Below are 18,620 nucleotides of genomic sequence, written 5' to 3' on the forward strand. Positions count from 1 at the left end.
AGATCGTATTTCGCAGTTCGAAGTAGGATGTTCGGTGTTAAAGATCGTACATCTTACATCTTACATCTTACATCGTGCATCGAATATCGAATATCGAATTAGGGGGTGTTTACTATTCCTTACCGAGTAGGAATCGACGTGGGAGGGACTTATACCGACGCTGTGTTTATTCACGACGGTCATATCCAACAAACGGCAAAAGTACCCACCCGATCTGAAAACTTAGTGGAGACACTCATGATGGCCTTTGATCAATTAAATATTCCAGATGAACAAGCCCTTAGTCAAATAACGGTCAGTACAACACTCGTGACAAACGCTATTCTTCAAAACAGAATACCACCCGTGCAATTACTCTTGTTTTCTGGAAATGGGATGAGCGTCGACGCACTCCCCTGGCCAGTTAGTTATCTGGAACTGACTGGAGAAATGGATTTTCGAGGCCGGGAGATTGAACCTCCTAAGCAGAGTGAGTGGGGAGAATTCCTAACGCCTAATCTCCGTGAAAATCCTGCTTTAGTAGCCATTATAGGAAAGTTCTCACATCGCAACAATCTTCACGAGGAACAACTCTCAACCTATCTGAGGGGGATTAATCCCTCTTTGAGAATTGCTTTAGGACACACTTGGGGACAAGCAAATTTTTATCGGCGCAGTCTGACTACGTATCTCAATCTGGCTGTTTCCGATTTGTATCGTGAATTCGCCCAACAATTACAAAGTGCGGTATCCGCCCGAAAAATCCTAGCGCCTATTTCAATTCTAAAGGCCGATGGGGGGATTGTACCCCTTGCCAAGATTCGGCCGATTGAATCCATTTACTCTGGACCAGCAGCGAGTATCCTTGCCGCACTGACTCAAAGTGAACCGACGACTTCTTCGATCATCGTGGATATTGGTGGAACGACGACCGATATTGGGATCGTGCTTTCCGGTGTCCCATTACTCAGCTCGAAAGGAGCTCAAATCGGGCCTTTTTCAACCCTTGTCCGAACCCTAGCGGTTCGTTCAATTCCAGTTGGAGGGGACTCCGCCATCCATTCTGCAGATCAGGGTTTTGTCCTGGAGGAATACCGACTCGGACCAGCCTATTGTCTAGGTGGAAACATACCCACACCAACAGACGCGATGCGTTATCTGGGGCTGATCGAATATGGAAATGAGCGCTTAGCAGAAGAGGCCCTAGCCTCTATTTTGCCGATAGAACGCCGGACACCAGAGTTTCTGCATGAACTGGCAGAGGCTATTATTGAAACAGTAGCAGAGAAAATCGCTGGCGCAGTTGATTCCCTGAAGCGCGAGTGGCAAGAAGAGCCGGCATATAAAGTTTGGGAAGTTCTCCATCCCCAAGAGGCCCATACCTTCAACACCCTAGTCAGTGGTGGAGGAGCTCGGGGGATGACTTTGGCTCTGGAAAAACGCCTGAAGACACCTGTTACTCTCGGATTATATCCAGAGGTTTCCAATGCTCTTGGCGCAGCTATGGCTAAACCGACCTTTGATTGTACGCTTCATCTGGACACTTATATGAAAAGGTATCGGGTAGAAGAGACTGGGGAACAGGGGACGTGGTCAGGTGCGCTCCGCCCTCATCGCGAAGTCGAGGGATTTCTGGATACTCTCGCTCAGCAGCTAGCTACATCCTATGGGTTGCAGCTTAACGACGTGGAAAAAGAGCCCTTCGATTTCTTCCCAATTGTTAAGGGATATAAAACCGTGGGTCAAATTGTCCGCGGGGCCGTTCATCTGCGGCCTGGTGTGATCGGGAGGATAGACGCATGAAACGAACTGGAATTTTGTTTTTCCCTGCATTTGACTGGTCACTGGGCGACTCCCATCCTGAACGAGAAGAACGTCTCCTCTACACACAAGAACAATTATTTGAAGAGGGGATTCTAGACTTACCCCAGATCAAACAGTATTCACCCCGGCTTGCCTCGCTACATGAGGCTTTACGGGCTCAAGCATTATTTCCCACGCCTGAAGTGCATATCGGTTCCTTAGACGCCCACCTCATTGCAGCAGGGAGTGCTATTTTGCTTGGGGAAGCACGTGTCCGCGGAGAAATCTCTAATGGTTTCGTTATGGCACGCCCTCCAGGACACCACTCAGGAGCTACCTCATGGGGCAATCGGGGCTTTTGTTCACTCAACAATGAAGCGATCCTTGTAAATCACTTGAGAGCACGTTTTGGAACTAAGAAGATTGCTATTGTCGATACCGATGTGCATCACGGGGACGGAACCCAAGATATCTTTTATCACGATCCGAATGTGCTTTTTATTTCCCTCCATCAAGATGGACGTACTCTTTTTCCAGGCAGTGGCTTTGTTAATGAAAAGGGTGGTCCGAATGCCTGGGATCAGACGTTAAACATTCCTCTACCACCTGGAACTGGTGACGAAGGATATCACTACGTATTGGAAAACTGGGTGCTACCACGACTCCAAGCGTTTGCCCCGGATCTGATTATCAATTCAGCAGGCCAGGACAATCATTTTACAGATCCATTGGCATCGATGAAGCTCACTGCCAATGGGTACGGGCGTATCACTGAACTTCTCCAACCGGATTTAGCTGTCCTGGAAGGTGGATATTCCATAGAAGGGGCACTGCCTTATGTCAACCTTGCAATTTTACTCGCGCTTGCCGGGGAAGATTACCATCATGTCCGAGAACCACAAAAACCAGATAGTCCGGCTTTACCCCTTGCGGCCCTTAAACCATATTTTGAGGCCCTCAAGAAACAGCACGAAACCATTAAACCCCGCTTCACAATCCAAGGCAAAGCCTTCTTTCCCCAAGGAACTTGGATTTATAGCCCTCGTTCTGTCTATTATGATACGGATGGGTTCGAAGAAACCCGACATGATTACATACGGGAGTGTAGCCATTGCGGCGGAACCGTCTATATTGAAAGCTCGCGTTCGTCGTCTCCCCAAAAGTCTGTGCTCGTGCGAATTCCGTTTCAAGCCTGCTCAGAGTGTGAACAAGCGGGTTATGACCTATGGGACCACCTACAACATCATAGTGAAGCTACCACAAGCGGTTTACTGCAAAACCAACTTCATGATAAATTAGATGTTTGGAGTAGGAAAGAAGGACTGAGGAAATTTTGACACCGGTGATACACATCCTTGATTCACATTCAGCTAACCAAATTGCCGCCGGAGAAGTCGTTGAACGCCCTGCATCTGTCGTTAAGGAACTCGTTGAAAACGCTCTAGACGCTGGGGCAAAACACATTGACATAACCATTGAAGGGAATGGCGTACCACTTATTCGAGTGCGAGATGATGGCTGTGGAATCGCAATTGCGGATTTACCATTGGCTGTTATTCGTCATGCCACCAGTAAAATCAACAAGATTGATGACCTTGATCATTTACAGACCCTCGGGTTTAGAGGGGAGGCATTACCAAGTATTGCCTCGGTTTCTCATATGGAAATTTCCTCAAGGCCCGCGGACGAAGTTGCTGGATTATGTCTTAAGCTGATCGGTGGCGAAAATGGAGAATTTTCAGAAGTTGGGTGCCCTGTCGGAACGTCTGTGACTGTCCGCAATCTTTTTTTTAACACACCCGCTCGTTTGAAATTTCTAAAATCTACGCCTACTGAATTTGGTCTCATAAGCGATACAATTGGGAGAATAGCTCTTGCGCATCCAGATATCGCCTTTTCCTTAACTCATCCTCAACAAGTCGTTTTGCAAACGTCCGGGCGCGGAGATTTACGGGAAACGATTGGAGCAGTCTTGGGCCATGGGATTGCTCGACAGCTGATACCGATCAACGTGCAAAAAGGAGACTGGCAATTAGAGGGCTTTATCAGTCCACCTGATCTGGTGCGATCTTCTAAGCAAACCCAAAACTTTATGATCAATGGTCGAATTGTACGCTCACCATTTTTAGGCCGCTCCCTAGAGGAAGGCTATCATACCCTTATTCCAACGAAGCTTCATCCAATCGTCGTTCTGCATCTGCATGTTCCGCCCTCAGAGTATGATGTCAATGTCCACCCCACAAAAATGGATGTGCGCTTTAGGAGTGAGCAAGCCTTAGCCCCATTTATCAGTCAATCGGTTTATCAAACCCTAATCAAGAGTAAACCTTTACCCTCATATCAGACACTACGCTCATCACTAGAACCAGCGACAACCTTCTCCACTAAGCCTTCTCCAAGTTCTGTACTAGCAACAAATTCAGAGAATGCTAAAGCCAGAGGGCAATTTAAGGAGACTGTAGCACCGCTCGCGTCAAGCTCCCCGCTGAAACTCCCCCTAAGACCCGAAATAGTTGACCAACCAAAATTCTTCTTACCCGCTCAAGAACAGACTGGAATTCTAGAGAGTTTAGTCGCTAAGGGACCTATTCAAAAAGCCTCACCTGAGTTAGATGTCCAAGTGGCGCAACCATTAACTCATACCACGCCCCCTAGTGAGGTTAGTAAGATAAGTGAACTCGAAGAAGTCGGAGTCTCACGATTGGATACATTAGCTCAATTGGAAACGATAGCCGATGATGTTTTAGCTCACATCTGGCCCTTAGCACAGCTATTTAGCACTTATATCTTAGCTACTGACGGTGATGTCCTCTTGATGATTGACCAACATGCTGCTCACGAACGCATTAATTATGAACGACTGTTTGCGGAGTTTAGACAAGCTGAGCGTTCCAGTCAGACTCTTTTGATTCCACTTCCAATGGAGTTTACTCTCCAGGAAGAGCAGGTGGTTTTAGAAAATTTATGGAGTTTGACTGAAATGGGATTTATCCTGGAGCAGTTTGGTGAACGAACTTATCTTTTACGGGGTGTACCCGTTCAAACAGGTAATGTTCAGGCAGACAGCCTACTACGGCAGTTTATCGAAGAGGTCTTACAGAAAAATTCTACACCCACTATTGAGAAATTATTAGAGGAATGGATTTATCTTTTGGCTTGCAAAGAATCCATTAAAGGACAAGACTCACTTTCCTTGCTGGAAATGGAACAACTCATTGCGCTACTTGGCCGAAGTCAGAATCCTTATACCTGTCCACATGGACGCCCAACTATGGTGAGAATGACTCGGGCAGAATTGGAAAAGCGTTTTTATCGCACTTGATAATCAAAAGTTTGGGTGCTGCTTGACACGGGTATACTTTCCGTAAGATGAGAGGCGTGCTCTTGCGCTAGAACCAAGTGACTCACTTAGTACAACTAAGGATTCGGCGAAAATATGCATGCTAGTGATACGGTAAAGAAAACTGGAGGCTCTATGTTAAAAGATATACCTATCCTCATCAAAATAACCCATACAGATCCTGAACTCCTAAGTAGACTTGCTTGGTTTCAGCAACAACCCGGATGCAGCTGGACTGTAATTCAGGGCAGGGGTGGAGAGTTACCAGAACTTACAATAACGCGTCGGGGTGTTTTCTTGACAAGCGGATCAAAACAACTGTCCTTTCATCCAAACATGGCCATCATTCGGCTATTAAATCTCCTGCGTGGTGGGTTTGATCGTTATCTTGAAGCAACCCAACTAAAAGAAGGGGGCTCATTAATTGATGCTACTCTGGGTTTTGGGACGGATGCTTTAATTGGGGCCTGGGCAGTTGGGGAAAAAGGGAGTGTTCTGGGAATTGAGCAGTCTCCGATTTTAGCCGCATTCGTTAAGGATGGTTTGAGCCATTTTGATGAGATTATTCGCAAAGCTCACAATAAAGATAAACAAGATACTTGGTCAGCTTTAGCACGAGCCTCTCAGAAAATTGAAGTTCGTTGGGGTGAACACCTTGAGTATCTAAAGCAGATACCCTCTCGCTCGGTTGATGTGGTTTATTTCGATCCTATGTTTCGCAACACATGTAGACAGTCTGACTCAATTGTACCCTTGCATCGCTGGTCAGACCACAATCCCCTCAATCCCGAGGTTGTACTAGAAGCATGTCGGGTTGCTCGATACCGGGTTGTGCTTAAAGAACGCAAAACCAGCCCAGAATTCCGACGTCTAGGGTTTGACATATTACTTGGAGGACAGTACAGTCCTGTCGATTATGGCGTCATTTTAGTTTGATAGGGGTTGATCTAGTGTATCCACTAATCATTATTATCGGCCCGACCGGCGTCGGTAAGACATCACTAGGAATAGCCCTGGCCCTGGAACTTGGAGGGGAGATAATTTCTGGAGATTCTGTTCAGATTTATAAGAAACTTGATATCGGTTCAGCGAAACCAAGTACAGAAGAACTCCAACTCGTCCCACACCACCTCATTGATTATATAGATCCCCAAGAACCTTTTTCTGCAGCTCAGTTTAAGATTAAGGCTACTGCCTTAATTGATGAAATTAGGGGGCGTGGACATGTTCCAATTGTAGTCGGGGGGACAGGGCTCTATATTCGTTCGTTGCTCGATCCCTATGATTTTTCACAACATGGTTCTGAAGAAATCCGATCCATTTGGAATGAATACGTCCAATTACATGGAAACTTAGCACTGCATCAGGAGTTGAAGGACAGGGACCCTGAAACAGCACAGCAGTTACACCCCAACGATGTTTTTCGCGTTATTCGAGCGTTAGAAGTCATTGAATTAACAGGTAGCACCCTATCGAGTCAACGTCAATTCCGAGATGATGAATACCAAGCACTTGACCCCTCGGTTGTCTATATTGGGCTAACTGCTCGACGCGAATTAATCTACGATCGAATCAATCAGCGCTGCGTCACAATGCTATCTCAGGGCCTAATCGAAGAAACACTGGGTCTCTTAAAACTCGGTTATGCACCAACGTTAAAGCCATTGCAAAGTATAGGCTACCGTCATTCACTTTGGTACGTATTTGGTCTTGTCACCCAACCTGAAATGCTACGTTTGCTACAAAGAGATACGCGTCATTTTGCTAAACGCCAACTGACTTGGTTTCGCCGTGATCCACGCATCAGTTGGTATGACATTGAGACGGATTCGGACGAATTACTCGAGGGTATTCTCAAGACTTGCAGAGCCTGTCAAACTCGTGTAGAATAAGTTAAGTAGTAATATAAGGTGATGGAGGCAAATATATGAATAAATCGCCCATCAATTTACAAGATACCTTTTTAAATCAGGTACGCAAGGAAAACCTTCCGGTGACCATTTACTTGGTTAACGGGTTTCAGCTTAAGGGTCTTATCAGAGGTTTTGATAACTTCACAGTAGTTATTGAGTTTGAAGGTAGACAACAAATGGTCTATAAGCACGCAATTTCAACTGTCATGCCAATTCGCCCTATTAACTTTATGGCAAGTGCTGCTGCAGAGTCATCCACGAGTTCTTAGACCAATATTAACTCGTTCAACTATAGTTGAAAATCGAGACTTCGGTGAGGGAGTCTAGCTCCTTCGCTGGCAAGTGTTCCCATTGGAAAAGCCTCCAGTGCCAAAGTCTCCACTGGAGACTTTCAACACTGGAGGCTTTCGTCACGAAGCAGGGGACAGGGTCCCACTCCAACTCGTAGAAGTAGGAGTCTCACGATTGGATATATTAGGATGACTCAAAAGCGTAAAGGACTAAGTTTGGAAAGTTACCATTCTTAGTTCTTTCTCTTGAATTCATTGCTCTTTTGTGATATCTTAGTTTTATATGCTTTTATCTTGGTGAAAGAAAGGAACTCAACTAAAACTATGGAAACTCGAAATTTAAGAAACATTGCAATTATCGCTCACGTTGATCACGGGAAGACGACGCTTGTGGACGCCATGTTAAAACAAAGTGGAACCTTCAGAGCTAACCAACAAGTTATTGAGCGCGTCATGGACTCCAATGATTTAGAACGTGAACGTGGAATTACAATCCTATCCAAAAACACCGCCGTTCATTGGCAGGGAACAAAGATTAACATTATTGATACTCCAGGCCATGCCGACTTCGGTGGTGAAGTTGAGCGCGTTTTACAAATGGTCAATGGGGTACTCCTTATTGTAGATTCTTTCGAAGGCCCTATGCCCCAAACTCGTTTTGTTTTGAGAAAAGCTTTAGAGCTTAAACTCGTGCCTATTGTTGTCATCAATAAAATTGACCGCCCTGACGCCCGCCCTGATGAAGTCGTCGATGAAGTCCTTGACCTCTTTATTGAGCTTGGTGCGGAAGATGAGCAGTTAGATTTTCCAGTAGTTTATGCCTCTGCTCGTGCCGGAACTGCAGGACTCGCTCACGATTCTTTGGCGGACTCTTTAACACCCTTATTTTCCGTGATCTTGGAACACATTCCAGCTCCTGTAGTTGATCTGGAAGCTCCGTTTCAGATGCTTGTCACCACTTTAGACTACGATGATTATGTCGGGAAAATTGCTGTAGGCCGAATTGTACGTGGAACAATTCACCAAAATGAAACTGTTACCCTAATCAAACGGGATGAGAGTTTTGAACGAGCTAAAGTCGGGAAAGTTATGATCTTTGAAGGACTAAAACGACAAGACGTTTTAGAAGCATCCGCCGGAGAAATCGTTGCGCTTACCGGGCTTACCAGCGCTAATATCGGAGAAACTGTAGCCTGTTCTGTAGCTCCTGAAGCCTTACCGAGAATTGAAGTCGATGAGCCAACTTTATCCATGAACTTTATGGTTAATAACAGTCCCTTCGCTGGGCGAGAAGGTCATTTCGTAACCTCTCGTAAGATACGCGAACGCCTTTGGAAAGAAGTTGAGACAAATGTTAGTCTGAGGGTCGAAGAAACGGACTCTGCTGATTGTTTTCAAGTATCTGGTAGAGGAGAACTTCACCTCTCAATTCTAATTGAAAATATGCGTCGGGAAGGGTATGAACTTCAAGTTTCTAAACCCGAAGTTATCTATAAAACCATCGATGGGGTCAAATGCGAACCAATCGAGTTCTTAATCTGTGATCTTCACGAAAGTGCGCTTGGATCAATTATGGAACTTCTCGGAAAGCGGAAAGCAGAAATGGCCAATATGATAAACCTGTCTCAGACGCAACTCCGTCTGGAATTTAGAATTCCGGCACGTGGCCTGATTGGCTTCCGTGGAGATTTCTTATCAGAGACACGGGGCGAAGGTATGATGAGTCATATGTTCTTGGGTTATGAACCTTATAAAGGGGATATCCCTGGCCGAAGTCGTGGTGCACTCATTGCTTTTGAAGAGGGAGAAACAAACGCTTACGGTCTTTTCTCAGCTCAGGACCGAGGAACTTTGTTTGTTGATCCAGGCCTTCATGTATATGGAGGTATGGTTGTTGGAGAGAATAAACGTGAACAAGATATTGAAGTAAACGTATGTAAGAAAAAACAACTTACTAATATGCGTACAAGCTCGGCCGATGAAGCGTTACGACTTGATAAACCTAGAGAATTTTCCTTGGAACAATCTTTAGAATTTATCAATGATGATGAGTTAGTTGAAATTACACCAAAGAGCGTCCGGATCCGTAAGAAATTTTTAGATCATCAGGCACGAGTACGATACGCTAAGACCCTAACAGGAAAATAATAACAACGCGTTTTCTAAGACACCTTTTATCTTTACTTGAGTATAGTAGTAAGGATGGGAGGTGCCTGTACTTATGACAATCCGTGTGACGTTTAGACCTGACAAACTTCAACCACCAGTCATTCAATCTCCCTTGCCCCGCGAAACCGCACAGATTCTCATACCTGTGAATGAGCCGGTTGGAATAGGAAAAGTTCGCAAGAATAATCCTTCGTCCCTTGAAAAAGATAAAGATAAAGATAAAGTCGCGGAAATCCTTGATGAATTGGAAGCGTTCATTGGCTTAGTAACCGTGAAGCGCCTCATTCGTGAATTGCAAGCCTATGTGGAAATACAAAAGCGGCGTACACGAGAAAAGCTTATTGCCGAGCCTCTAGTTCTGCACATGATTTTCCGTGGGAACCCTGGCACTGGCAAAACAACAGTGGCTCGCTTAGTCGGTCGATTGTTTAAAGAAATGGGAGTTCTGCAAAAAGGGCATGTAATCGAATGTGAGCGAGCAGATCTTGTCGGGGAATATATCGGACATACCGCGCAAAAAACAAGGGAACAACTGAAGAAGGCGTTAGGTGGAGTTCTTTTTATAGATGAAGCCTATTCGCTAGCCCGTGGGGGAGAAAAGGATTTCGGCAAGGAAGCTATTGATGCCTTGGTAAAAGCCATGGAGGATAATAAGGATAACCTTGTTTTAATCCTGGCTGGTTATCGACAGGAAATGGAGTTTTTTTTGCAATCTAACCCTGGACTTCGTTCACGCTTCCCAATACATATTGATTTTCCAGATTATACCCTCGACGAATTGTTAGCCATCGGGAAATCTATGCTCAAGTCTCGACAATATGAGCTTTCTCCTGAGGGTTCGGACACGCTCCGCTTCCACCTGTTAAGTTTGATTAATACTCATCCTTATGCTGGAAATGCACGGCTTGTTCGTAACCTCGTGGAAAAGACAGTCCGGAAACAGGCTGTTCGGTTATTTCAAAAGCCTAGCTCTAGTCGCGAAGAACTGATTCAAATATTACCTGTGGATATTACCCTAGAAGATCTCTAATCTTATCTTTTAGGTACAATTGATATACAAAACTTAAGAATGAGAGGTTTCCTATGGATATGGATATTTCGGGAGAATTGTCCGGGATTCGGGCAAGCCAGTTACAAGAGCTAAAAGATCTTTCAGAATTTAAGACTGAACGTTCCGAACTAATCCATCCAGAAATCCTTCAAGAGCTCATTCGTCTAACCCAACTTTGGAATAGAGAAATTGCGGTCTATCTTTCGCGTCCAGGGACACTCCTCGCGGCGGCGATAGGACGTCATGCCAATGTTACTCTACCTCAGATTAAAGGTCGCTCCATTGGAAAACACCTGAGATGCATACATACCCATCCCAATGGAGACTTCAGACTCAGTCCCCTAGATCATAGCGCTTTGTTATCCCTGCAACTAGAAAGTATGGCTGCTATTGGAGTTCGCGACGGCTTACTTACAGGAATTCAGATTGCCTTTCGAACAGGAGAGGACGATTCCTTTAACGTAAATCTCAGTTCTGAAAACTGGCAAGCCTTTGACTATAACGATTCCTTATCGAGCTTTTCCAAGGTTGCACCTAAAACTGAAACTGCCTCTGGTAAAGAGCACGCATTCCTTATCGCGCTCGTTGACAGTGACCAAGAAGACAATGAAGATTTGATTGAACTGAGAGAGCTAGCCCGTACAGCTGGTGTAGACGTAGTTGGTCAAATAGTCCAACTGCGTCGTTATGGACAGTCCCGCAGCTATTTAGGGAGCGGAAAAATTGAAGAATTAGTTCACCGCTTACAGGAGACAGAGGCTAACGTCGTGATATGTGATGATGAATTGTCACCAGCACAGTTACGAACCCTAGAGACGGAAACTGGGCTTAAAGTACTAGATCGTACAGGATTGATCTTAGATATTTTTGCGCAACGTGCTCAGTCTCGCGAAGGCAAACTTCAAGTCGAATTGGCGCAACTTAAACATTTATTGCCCTATCTATCAGGTCAAGGACAAGCTCTTTCTCGCTTAGGGGCAGGAGTCGGCTCGCGCGGACCAGGGGAAACAAAATTAGAGCTTGACCGTAGGCGCATGCGGGATCGCATTTCTCAATTGGAAAAAGAATTGAAGCTGGTTTTACAGCATCGCGATGTCCAACGTCGTCAACGATCGAGAAGTGGCCTACCGACAATTGCCATAGTCGGGTATACAAATGCTGGAAAAACAACGTTTTTAAAAGTTGCAATGGAACAGACTGGTAGCCGTTCCGACATACCGATGGGTGAGAATAAACTATTCGCAACTTTAGATCCGATTGTACGTAGTATCAGAGTGAACTCCTCCTTGGAAGTCCTCCTTAGCGATACGGTTGGGTTTATTCGAAAATTGCCAACCCAACTTCTGCGTGCTTTTTTAGCCACACTTGAAGAAGTCCAACAGGCGGATATTTTATTACATGTCGTCGATGCGAGCCATCCGCAAGCACTCCAACATGCTGAAACTGTACATGAGGTGCTCAAACAACTTGGATGCGATGACAAACCCATGATAACTTTGTTAAATAAGGTCGATAAGGTCTTGGCTGAAGATGATCTTACAGAACTGGTCGAGCGCCTTCCTCATCCAATCAAGTTTTCTCTCGCTCGGGGAGACTCCTTAAAGCCAGTTTGGACTGCCCTCAGTTCTTTAATGACCTGATTTTCATCCATTTTGTTTTAATAGAAGGAAGTTGTTTGTATTTGAATCCCAACTGGCCAGAGGTAATTCGTAAAGCAGTGTCTGATGCAGAAGAAACACTTATGCGTCAGCTACCTGCGATACAGGACATTGCCACACATAACCACGAAAAAGTCTTGCAAGCCTTTCAAGCCGAACAGGTCTCTACGTATCATTTACAGGGAACAACCGGTTATGGACTAGGTGATTCGGGTCGTGAAGTCCTAGACCGCGTGGTTGCACGCATTTTAGGCTCGGAAGCAGCGCTTGTGCGGGGTCAATTTGTTTCCGGTACTCACGCAATTGCATCCGCCTTATTTGGTGTTCTGCGCCCAGGCGATCATGTTATTTCTGTCACTGGGGCACCGTATGATACCTTGGAAGAAGTTATAGGGTTACGGGGAACAGGTCAAGGGAGCCTGCTAGATTTCGGCGTGTCCTACGAGGCGATTCCTTTAGATTCCCAAGGAAAAATACAATATGTACTTTTAGGCAAGTGCATAACTGATAAAACTCGTATGTTGATGGTTCAACGCTCCTGCGGATATGCGTGGAGAAATTCACTGATGATATCGCAGCTCGAGGAACTGGTTAGTTTTATAAAGGGTAGCTATCCTCACGTGCTTATCTTTGTAGATAATTGTTACGGAGAACTAGTCGAAAAACTGGAACCCGGTGATATCGGTGTTGACTTGATGGCCGGTTCGCTAATTAAAAATCTGGGAGGTAGTCTTGCTCCGACGGGTGGATATGTAGCTGGTCGCTCAGATTTGGTTAAACTTACAGCCCAGCGCTTGACTGCCCCAGGTATTGGTGAGCATATGGGCGCTACTTTGGAATGGCAGCGCCTGTTCTATCAGGGATTATTCTTTAGCCCCTTAACCGTTTCTGAATCCATTAAAGGTGCTGTTTTTTCAGCGGCATTTTGGCGGGCCTTAGGATTTGAAGTACATCCTGAACCAGAAGCGCCTCGAGCAGATCTGATTCAAGCTGTAAAACTTGGATCACGGGCTAAAATGATTTCCTTCTGTCAGGGCCTTCAGAAAGGTTCACCCGTGGATTCTCATGTTTTGCCTATACCTTCTGGAATGCCGGGGTATGAAGACGAAGTCATCATGGCAGGTGGTACTTTTATTCAAGGAGCTACCAGCGAATTTTCTGCGGACGGTCCACTCCGAGAACCTTATATCGTCTATCAGCAAGGGGGCATTTCCAGTACTTATGTCCAGATGGGCAACATTTTAGCCGCCCTAAATCTATGGCAACAAGGGCTTTTGGACTAACTCATCGATTCTCTGCTAATTAGCAGTTTTCAATAGTAACTGGTTCAATGACATCTTCCTTTCAAACATATACCTAACTGTGTTAATATGAAAGGGAAGAAAGGGGCGAATTATGGGAGATTCAGAGTCACCGAAAAGTACAATGCGTTTTTTACTCGAACTTGTTGAAATTGTACTGATAGCTTTTGCGCTTTCTTGGGTCTTGCGCACGTATGTTATTGAAGCTCGTAAAGTCCCTACCGGTTCAATGCTGCCGACGATTCAATTGGAAGACAGAGTCATAGTGGATAAGTTTTTCTTCAAACATTTTGACCACATTAGTCCTGGAGATATCATAGTCTTTCATCCACCACCGAGTGCTCACTCAACTGAGGACTTTATTAAACGTGTGGTTGGTGTGGCCGGAGATAAGCTGGAAATACGTAATCATACGACCTATGTAAACGATCAACCACTTTATGAACCCTATGTAGTCGATAAATCTAAAAATGATTTCGGGCCGATCGATATTCCTGAAAATACAGTGTTCGTTATGGGCGATAATCGCAACAATAGTGCAGACTCTAGGGAGTGGGGATTTTTACCTACTCAAAATATAACTGGCCGAACTTTATTCCGTTATTGGCCAATGGATCATATAGGTGCTCTTGCCCGATAGGCGGGAGCTTTTTCCTTATTTTACGCATATAATGATATCAGTTATAATATCGTCTCCTTAGAGGAATAGGAACACATAGCAGGACATTCATTCCAATTACTTAATTGAGAGGGTGGAGCTTAGTGGAAAATCATAAACTTAGGGTAGTTTTGTTGTTTGGCGGGCGATCAGGAGAACATGAAGTTTCCTTAAATTCAGCCCAGTCGATCGTCAAAGCGATTGATCGAACACGTTACATTGTTGAAACGATCGGAATCAATAAACAAGGCCAATGGTTTTGGGGCGTTCTCCCCGAAACTTTGATAAAAGAAGGGTTTCCTCCGGCTGACCAGACACACCAGGTTACTCTGGTCGTTGATCCGACAAACCCGCATTTTATGGCTTTAGACGGTCACACTCTGCCAAACCAAGGTAAATTTGACATTGTTTTTCCTGTACTACATGGCCCATATGGGGAAGATGGAACTATCCAGGGATTACTTGAAATGGCGAATGTACCTTATGTAGGGTCTGGGGTTTTAGGATCCTCTCTAGGGATGGACAAAGATCGAATGAAAGCAGTCTTCCATGAGAAAGAGCTACCCCAAGCACGCTATGTGACCCTCCTGCGTTCAGACTTACTGAGTAGGCGGGATATTTGCGTTGACGAAATCGAAACCAAGATTGGTTATCCTTGCTTTGTAAAGCCGGCTAATCTAGGGTCTAGTGTGGGCATCTCTAAAGCACGCCACCGTGAAGAATTAATGGTTGCCTTGGATGTTGCGACCATATTTGATCGTAAAATTGTCGTAGAAAAAAATATTACTGGACAAGAAGTTGAGGTCGCCGTTCTGGGAAATGATCATCCAAAAGCATCAGTTCCTGGAGAAATAAAACCCGCCCATGAATTTTATACCTACGAAGCAAAGTACTCAAATATTGGCTCAAGCTTGTTAATTCCAGCTCCGCTCGAGGAATCTATAACTTTACGTTTAAGAGAAATGGCGGTTGAAGCCTTCCGTGCCGTAGAAGCGAGTGGCCTTAGTCGAGTTGACTTCTTTGTAACTTCTGAGAATCAAATCTTCCTTAATGAAATTAATACATTGCCAGGATTTACGGAAATATCGATGTACCCCAAGCTTTGGGAGGCATCTGGAATTCCTTACTCTGAATTAATTGACCAATTGATTCAGTTAGGCTTGGAACGTTTTCAGGATAAACAGAACTGTAAAATTTCTCGCGAATAATTTAATATGAAAAAGGGAGCGTTACAAAACTTGGAAAATCTTCTGAGTAGTGGTGCGCTATCACCCAAAAGAGGATATACACCTATGAAATGGCGAATAATCCTCGACAATAACGGCAATTCTCGAACAAAAAGGGTCTGTAACAAACTGGAAAACAAGTTTAGTTACAGGCCCTTTTTCATATCAAATTACGAGATAGAATTATGTTAAAGTATTAGGTCATAGAATTAAGTTTTAGAGCGCTAACATCGCTCTATTCTGCATATCTTTGTTTATAGGTCTTTTTAAGTCTACTGTAGGGTTCGGAAAACACCAACCACTTTCCCTAGAATCGAGACATCCTGAGAATAAATTGGCTCCATGGCCGGGTTCTCAGGCTGAAGGCGAATAAGAGTTCTTTCTTTATAAAAGCGTTTAACCGTCGCTTCATCTCCAATTAACGCAACGACAATTTCGCCATTTCGAGCCTCATTCTGTTGACGAACAATAATAAAATCTCCATCTAAAATTCCTGCATTGATCATACTTTCTCCCTGAACCTTAAGCATGAAAACGTTATCTTGACGAACAAGATCAGCAGGAAGAGGAAAGGTGCCTTCAATGTTTTCCACGGCCAAAATCGGTTGCCCAGCGGTGACACGACCTATAACAGGAATGTGGACGACTTTTGCCGCTTCGAGTATGTCGCTTGAACTATCCAAAATTTCAATTGCCCGAGGTTTTGTGGGATCACGTCGAATATATCCTTTGTCTTCTAACGTTTGTAGATGACCGTGCACTGTAGAGCTCGATAATAATCCGACGGCTTCGCCAATTTCGCGTACAGCAGGTGGATATCCTTTTTTACGTATTTCTTGTTTTATGAACTCTAAAATGTTTGTTTGCCTCAGTGACAAATCTGGGTACATAATCACACCCCCATCTTTTCATTAATTTTACCATTCATCAAAACAAAGTGCAAACAAATGTTCGTCAAATTGTTAAGAAAAGAACAGAAGAAAGTGGGAGAGGACGATGAAAATTCCAGCGAAGTTGAAACGAATGCTAACTCAGTTAGGTTTCCTTATGATTGTCGCTATAATAGCATGGCAGGAACTTCACCGTCCGCCTATCAAAAGCCCTTCAGATGCCTATCCCTATTTAACATCGATATCGCCAGCCCTAGTGAAACAGTGTATTCATGAAAATCGAACAGCTCCAACAATTCCCTTAGAGGAGTTAATTGCAATACGCTCCACGATCCCTGAAAGCGAAGCACAAGCACTAATTAATCAACTTAAGAACCAGGTTCCTTTTTCAGCAATAGACTGGGGATTACTCTCCAAAGTTACACAGAATAAGGTTAAAAGGCACAAGGAAATTCTCAACCAGTATACCTACTACCAGCCTAACGTGTACAAATTTCCCGTTATCGGAACTACGTGGTTTGGGGATAGTTTTGGAGCAGACCGTGAAGGGGGAATACGCAGACATGAAGGAACTGACCTTTTCGGGAAAGAAGGAACTCCCATTGTCAGCATCTGTGGTGGGAAAGTTGAACAATTAGGGTGGAACCGCCTGGGTGGAGAACGTGTCGGTATACGCGGGGATGATGGGAATTATTATTATTACGCACACCTCAAATCTATTGCCACAACACTTGTAAAAGGGAATCGAGTACAATTCGGAGAGCCCTTGGGAACCATGGGGCATACAGGAGATGCTTTAACAACACCCGACCATCTTCATTTTGGGATTGAACTACCGAATGGGCAATGGATTAATCCCTATCCATTTTTAGCAGTATGGCAGTATTGGGATGAGGAGAAGGGTTCTTAGTATTTCGTTTGATGCCCAGCGTATAAAACTTGCCCCTTGCTCTAAGATTCGTTATAATAGCGTAGTCAGTTAAAAAAAATATTATTATTATATTTTTGCAGTAATATATCTTCAGATTATAGTACTTAATACTTAGATATAAGGATAAAGAGGGGTTAGTCATTGAGGCATTCTACAAATCGCTTTGGCCCGAAATTACCGATTCTAATTCTATTAATGCTGGTTAGCGTTTTGTCGTATATCGGATACAACTACATAAGTCCGACAATCGCAAAAGGACTGATTAGCGGAACTGAGACCAAAGCGAATACCGTCAATTCTAAGACATTGATATCGAATAAGGATCTCTCAACCCAAGACGAAAGCTACGTTCTTATAGACCCACAAACAACTCAGATTCTGAAATCATACAATGCCGACCTTAAACGGGCACCAGCGAGTACCACAAAGCTCCTCACTGGTCTTGTCGCAGAGAAGACCCTTCAGGATACAGATGTTGTAAGTGTTGGCCCTGAAGTGAATATTGAGGGGTCACAGCTAGGCCTCAGCCCAGGCGATCAAATATCAGTCAAAGAGCTCTTAACTGCACTATACGTTCACAGCTCGAATGATGCAGCTGCAGCGCTAGCCGTAAAAATCAGCGGTTCAATCCCAGCCTTTGCCGAGGAAATGAACAACTATGCGGCCACTTTAGGATGTACAGATAGTCAATTTACGAACCCTCATGGAATGCCTGACCCGGACCTATATACTACTGCAAATGACCTAAGTAAAATAGCAAGTCAATTTCTCAAGAATGAACGGCTTATGAAATTGGTCAAACTACCTCATGCACGAATTCAATGGAAAGATGCAAAAGGTAACCCTCGTCAAGGCGAGTTTGACAATACGAATCTACTTCTCGGGAACTATCCTGGAGACGAAGGTCTGAAAACGGGTACGACCACAGAGGCTGGACAGTGCTTGGTATCGTATGTAACTAGACCCGATGGGGATTTGTTACTCGTCTTATTAGGAAGTGAGAATCGCTACAATGACACCATCAAGTTATTGGATGAAGGGTGGGCAGATCAGCGCTCGAAGGCTGCACTCCGAGGACTGGCAAATGACCCTAAATCACTAATTATGAGTCCTGGAATATTCTAGGTATATTTTAATTAATTCGGAGGTTCGAAAAAGTTGAAAAATCTAGGTGAAGCATGCGTATTAGAAGATCGTCCATGCACTGAATGCGGCGAGTGTGATCAATGTGATCAAGATCCAAACAAACAATGTGATAATTGCGGTCAATGTATTGAATTTCCAGATGGAGATTTCGCAGAAATTGAGATAGACGATATACTATTGAACACGGATAACCCAACTCCAGCTTCCCGCCATAAAGGGAAGGGGAGTAAATATCGGATTAAAGCATAGCTTAGTGAATCATTAC

Annotated in this window: 16 protein-coding genes; 15 read left to right on the forward strand and 1 reads right to left on the reverse strand. The window is 44.4% G+C overall.

The genetic code is table 11. The annotated features are described in order from the left end of the window. Positions 1-114 precede the first annotated feature (114 nt). From E4K67_RS18375 to E4K67_RS18430, 12 genes are all read left to right on the forward strand, one after another. A complete protein-coding gene (locus E4K67_RS18375; protein ID WP_135549401.1) occupies positions 115-1,782 on the forward strand; it encodes a hydantoinase/oxoprolinase family protein in 1,668 nt (555 codons plus the stop codon). Next, positions 1,779-3,119: a histone deacetylase family protein gene (locus E4K67_RS18380; RefSeq protein ID WP_135549293.1), complete on the forward strand. Its 1,341-nt coding sequence runs from the start codon at positions 1,779-1,781 to the stop codon at positions 3,117-3,119. The genes E4K67_RS18375 and E4K67_RS18380 overlap by 4 nt, the downstream gene beginning before the upstream one ends. After that, the gene (mutL, locus tag E4K67_RS18385; protein ID WP_135549295.1) at positions 3,116-5,104 is read left to right on the forward strand and encodes a DNA mismatch repair endonuclease MutL; all 1,989 of its coding nucleotides are present in this window, start codon (positions 3,116-3,118) and stop codon (positions 5,102-5,104) included. Before E4K67_RS18380 ends, mutL begins: the two co-directional genes overlap by 4 nt. Before the next feature lie 153 nt (positions 5,105-5,257). Further along, the gene (locus E4K67_RS18390) at positions 5,258-6,058 is read left to right on the forward strand and encodes a class I SAM-dependent methyltransferase (RefSeq protein ID WP_135549297.1); all 801 of its coding nucleotides are present in this window, start codon (positions 5,258-5,260) and stop codon (positions 6,056-6,058) included. Positions 6,059-6,072: 14 nt separating this feature from the next. After that, the gene (gene miaA, locus E4K67_RS18395; protein ID WP_135549299.1) at positions 6,073-7,014 is read left to right on the forward strand and encodes a tRNA (adenosine(37)-N6)-dimethylallyltransferase MiaA; all 942 of its coding nucleotides are present in this window, start codon (positions 6,073-6,075) and stop codon (positions 7,012-7,014) included. A gap of 35 nt (positions 7,015-7,049) precedes the next feature. Then, positions 7,050-7,304 (forward strand): RNA chaperone Hfq, encoded by a 255-nt coding sequence (gene hfq, locus E4K67_RS18400; protein ID WP_135549301.1) that lies wholly within the window; start codon positions 7,050-7,052, stop codon positions 7,302-7,304. A 345-nt stretch (positions 7,305-7,649) separates the two neighbouring features. Then, positions 7,650-9,473, forward strand: a complete 1,824-nt coding sequence (gene typA / locus E4K67_RS18405; protein WP_135549303.1) for a translational GTPase TypA — start codon at positions 7,650-7,652, stop codon at positions 9,471-9,473. A gap of 73 nt (positions 9,474-9,546) precedes the next feature. Then, positions 9,547-10,524, forward strand: a complete 978-nt coding sequence (locus tag E4K67_RS18410; protein WP_135549305.1) for an AAA family ATPase — start codon at positions 9,547-9,549, stop codon at positions 10,522-10,524. A gap of 53 nt (positions 10,525-10,577) precedes the next feature. Further along, a complete protein-coding gene (gene hflX / locus E4K67_RS18415; RefSeq protein WP_420841560.1) occupies positions 10,578-12,185 on the forward strand; it encodes a GTPase HflX in 1,608 nt (535 codons plus the stop codon). 35 nt (positions 12,186-12,220) lie between these two features. Beyond that, the gene (locus E4K67_RS18420) at positions 12,221-13,486 is read left to right on the forward strand and encodes a methionine gamma-lyase family protein (RefSeq protein ID WP_135549307.1); all 1,266 of its coding nucleotides are present in this window, start codon (positions 12,221-12,223) and stop codon (positions 13,484-13,486) included. Positions 13,487-13,598: 112 nt separating this feature from the next. Beyond that, on the forward strand, positions 13,599-14,144 hold the full coding sequence (lepB, locus tag E4K67_RS18425; RefSeq protein WP_135549309.1) for a signal peptidase I: 546 nt from the start codon (positions 13,599-13,601) through the stop codon (positions 14,142-14,144). Between the two features lie 122 nt (positions 14,145-14,266). Next, a complete protein-coding gene (locus E4K67_RS18430; RefSeq protein ID WP_135549311.1) occupies positions 14,267-15,370 on the forward strand; it encodes a D-alanine--D-alanine ligase family protein in 1,104 nt (367 codons plus the stop codon). A 290-nt stretch (positions 15,371-15,660) separates the two neighbouring features. On the opposite strand, the gene lexA is transcribed toward E4K67_RS18430, so the two are convergent. After that, a complete protein-coding gene (gene lexA / locus E4K67_RS18435) occupies positions 15,661-16,278 on the reverse strand; it encodes a transcriptional repressor LexA (protein WP_135549313.1) in 618 nt (205 codons plus the stop codon). Positions 16,279-16,384: 106 nt separating this feature from the next. Between lexA and E4K67_RS18440 the strand changes: the two genes are divergently transcribed. The 3 genes from E4K67_RS18440 to E4K67_RS18450 all read left to right on the forward strand — a co-directional run bounded on the left by E4K67_RS18440 (position 16,385) and on the right by E4K67_RS18450 (position 18,604). Beyond that, positions 16,385-17,188, forward strand: coding sequence for a M23 family metallopeptidase (locus E4K67_RS18440; protein ID WP_135549315.1), 804 nt, complete (start codon positions 16,385-16,387; stop codon positions 17,186-17,188). A gap of 162 nt (positions 17,189-17,350) precedes the next feature. After that, positions 17,351-18,334 (forward strand): D-alanyl-D-alanine carboxypeptidase family protein, encoded by a 984-nt coding sequence (locus E4K67_RS18445; protein WP_243454536.1) that lies wholly within the window; start codon positions 17,351-17,353, stop codon positions 18,332-18,334. Between the two features lie 33 nt (positions 18,335-18,367). Then, positions 18,368-18,604, forward strand: a complete 237-nt coding sequence (locus E4K67_RS18450; RefSeq protein ID WP_135549317.1) for a hypothetical protein — start codon at positions 18,368-18,370, stop codon at positions 18,602-18,604. Positions 18,605-18,620: the final 16 nt, after the last annotated feature.

This window comes from Desulfosporosinus fructosivorans, assembly GCF_004766045.1.
GTDB lineage: Bacteria > Bacillota > Desulfitobacteriia > Desulfitobacteriales > Desulfitobacteriaceae > Desulfosporosinus > Desulfosporosinus fructosivorans.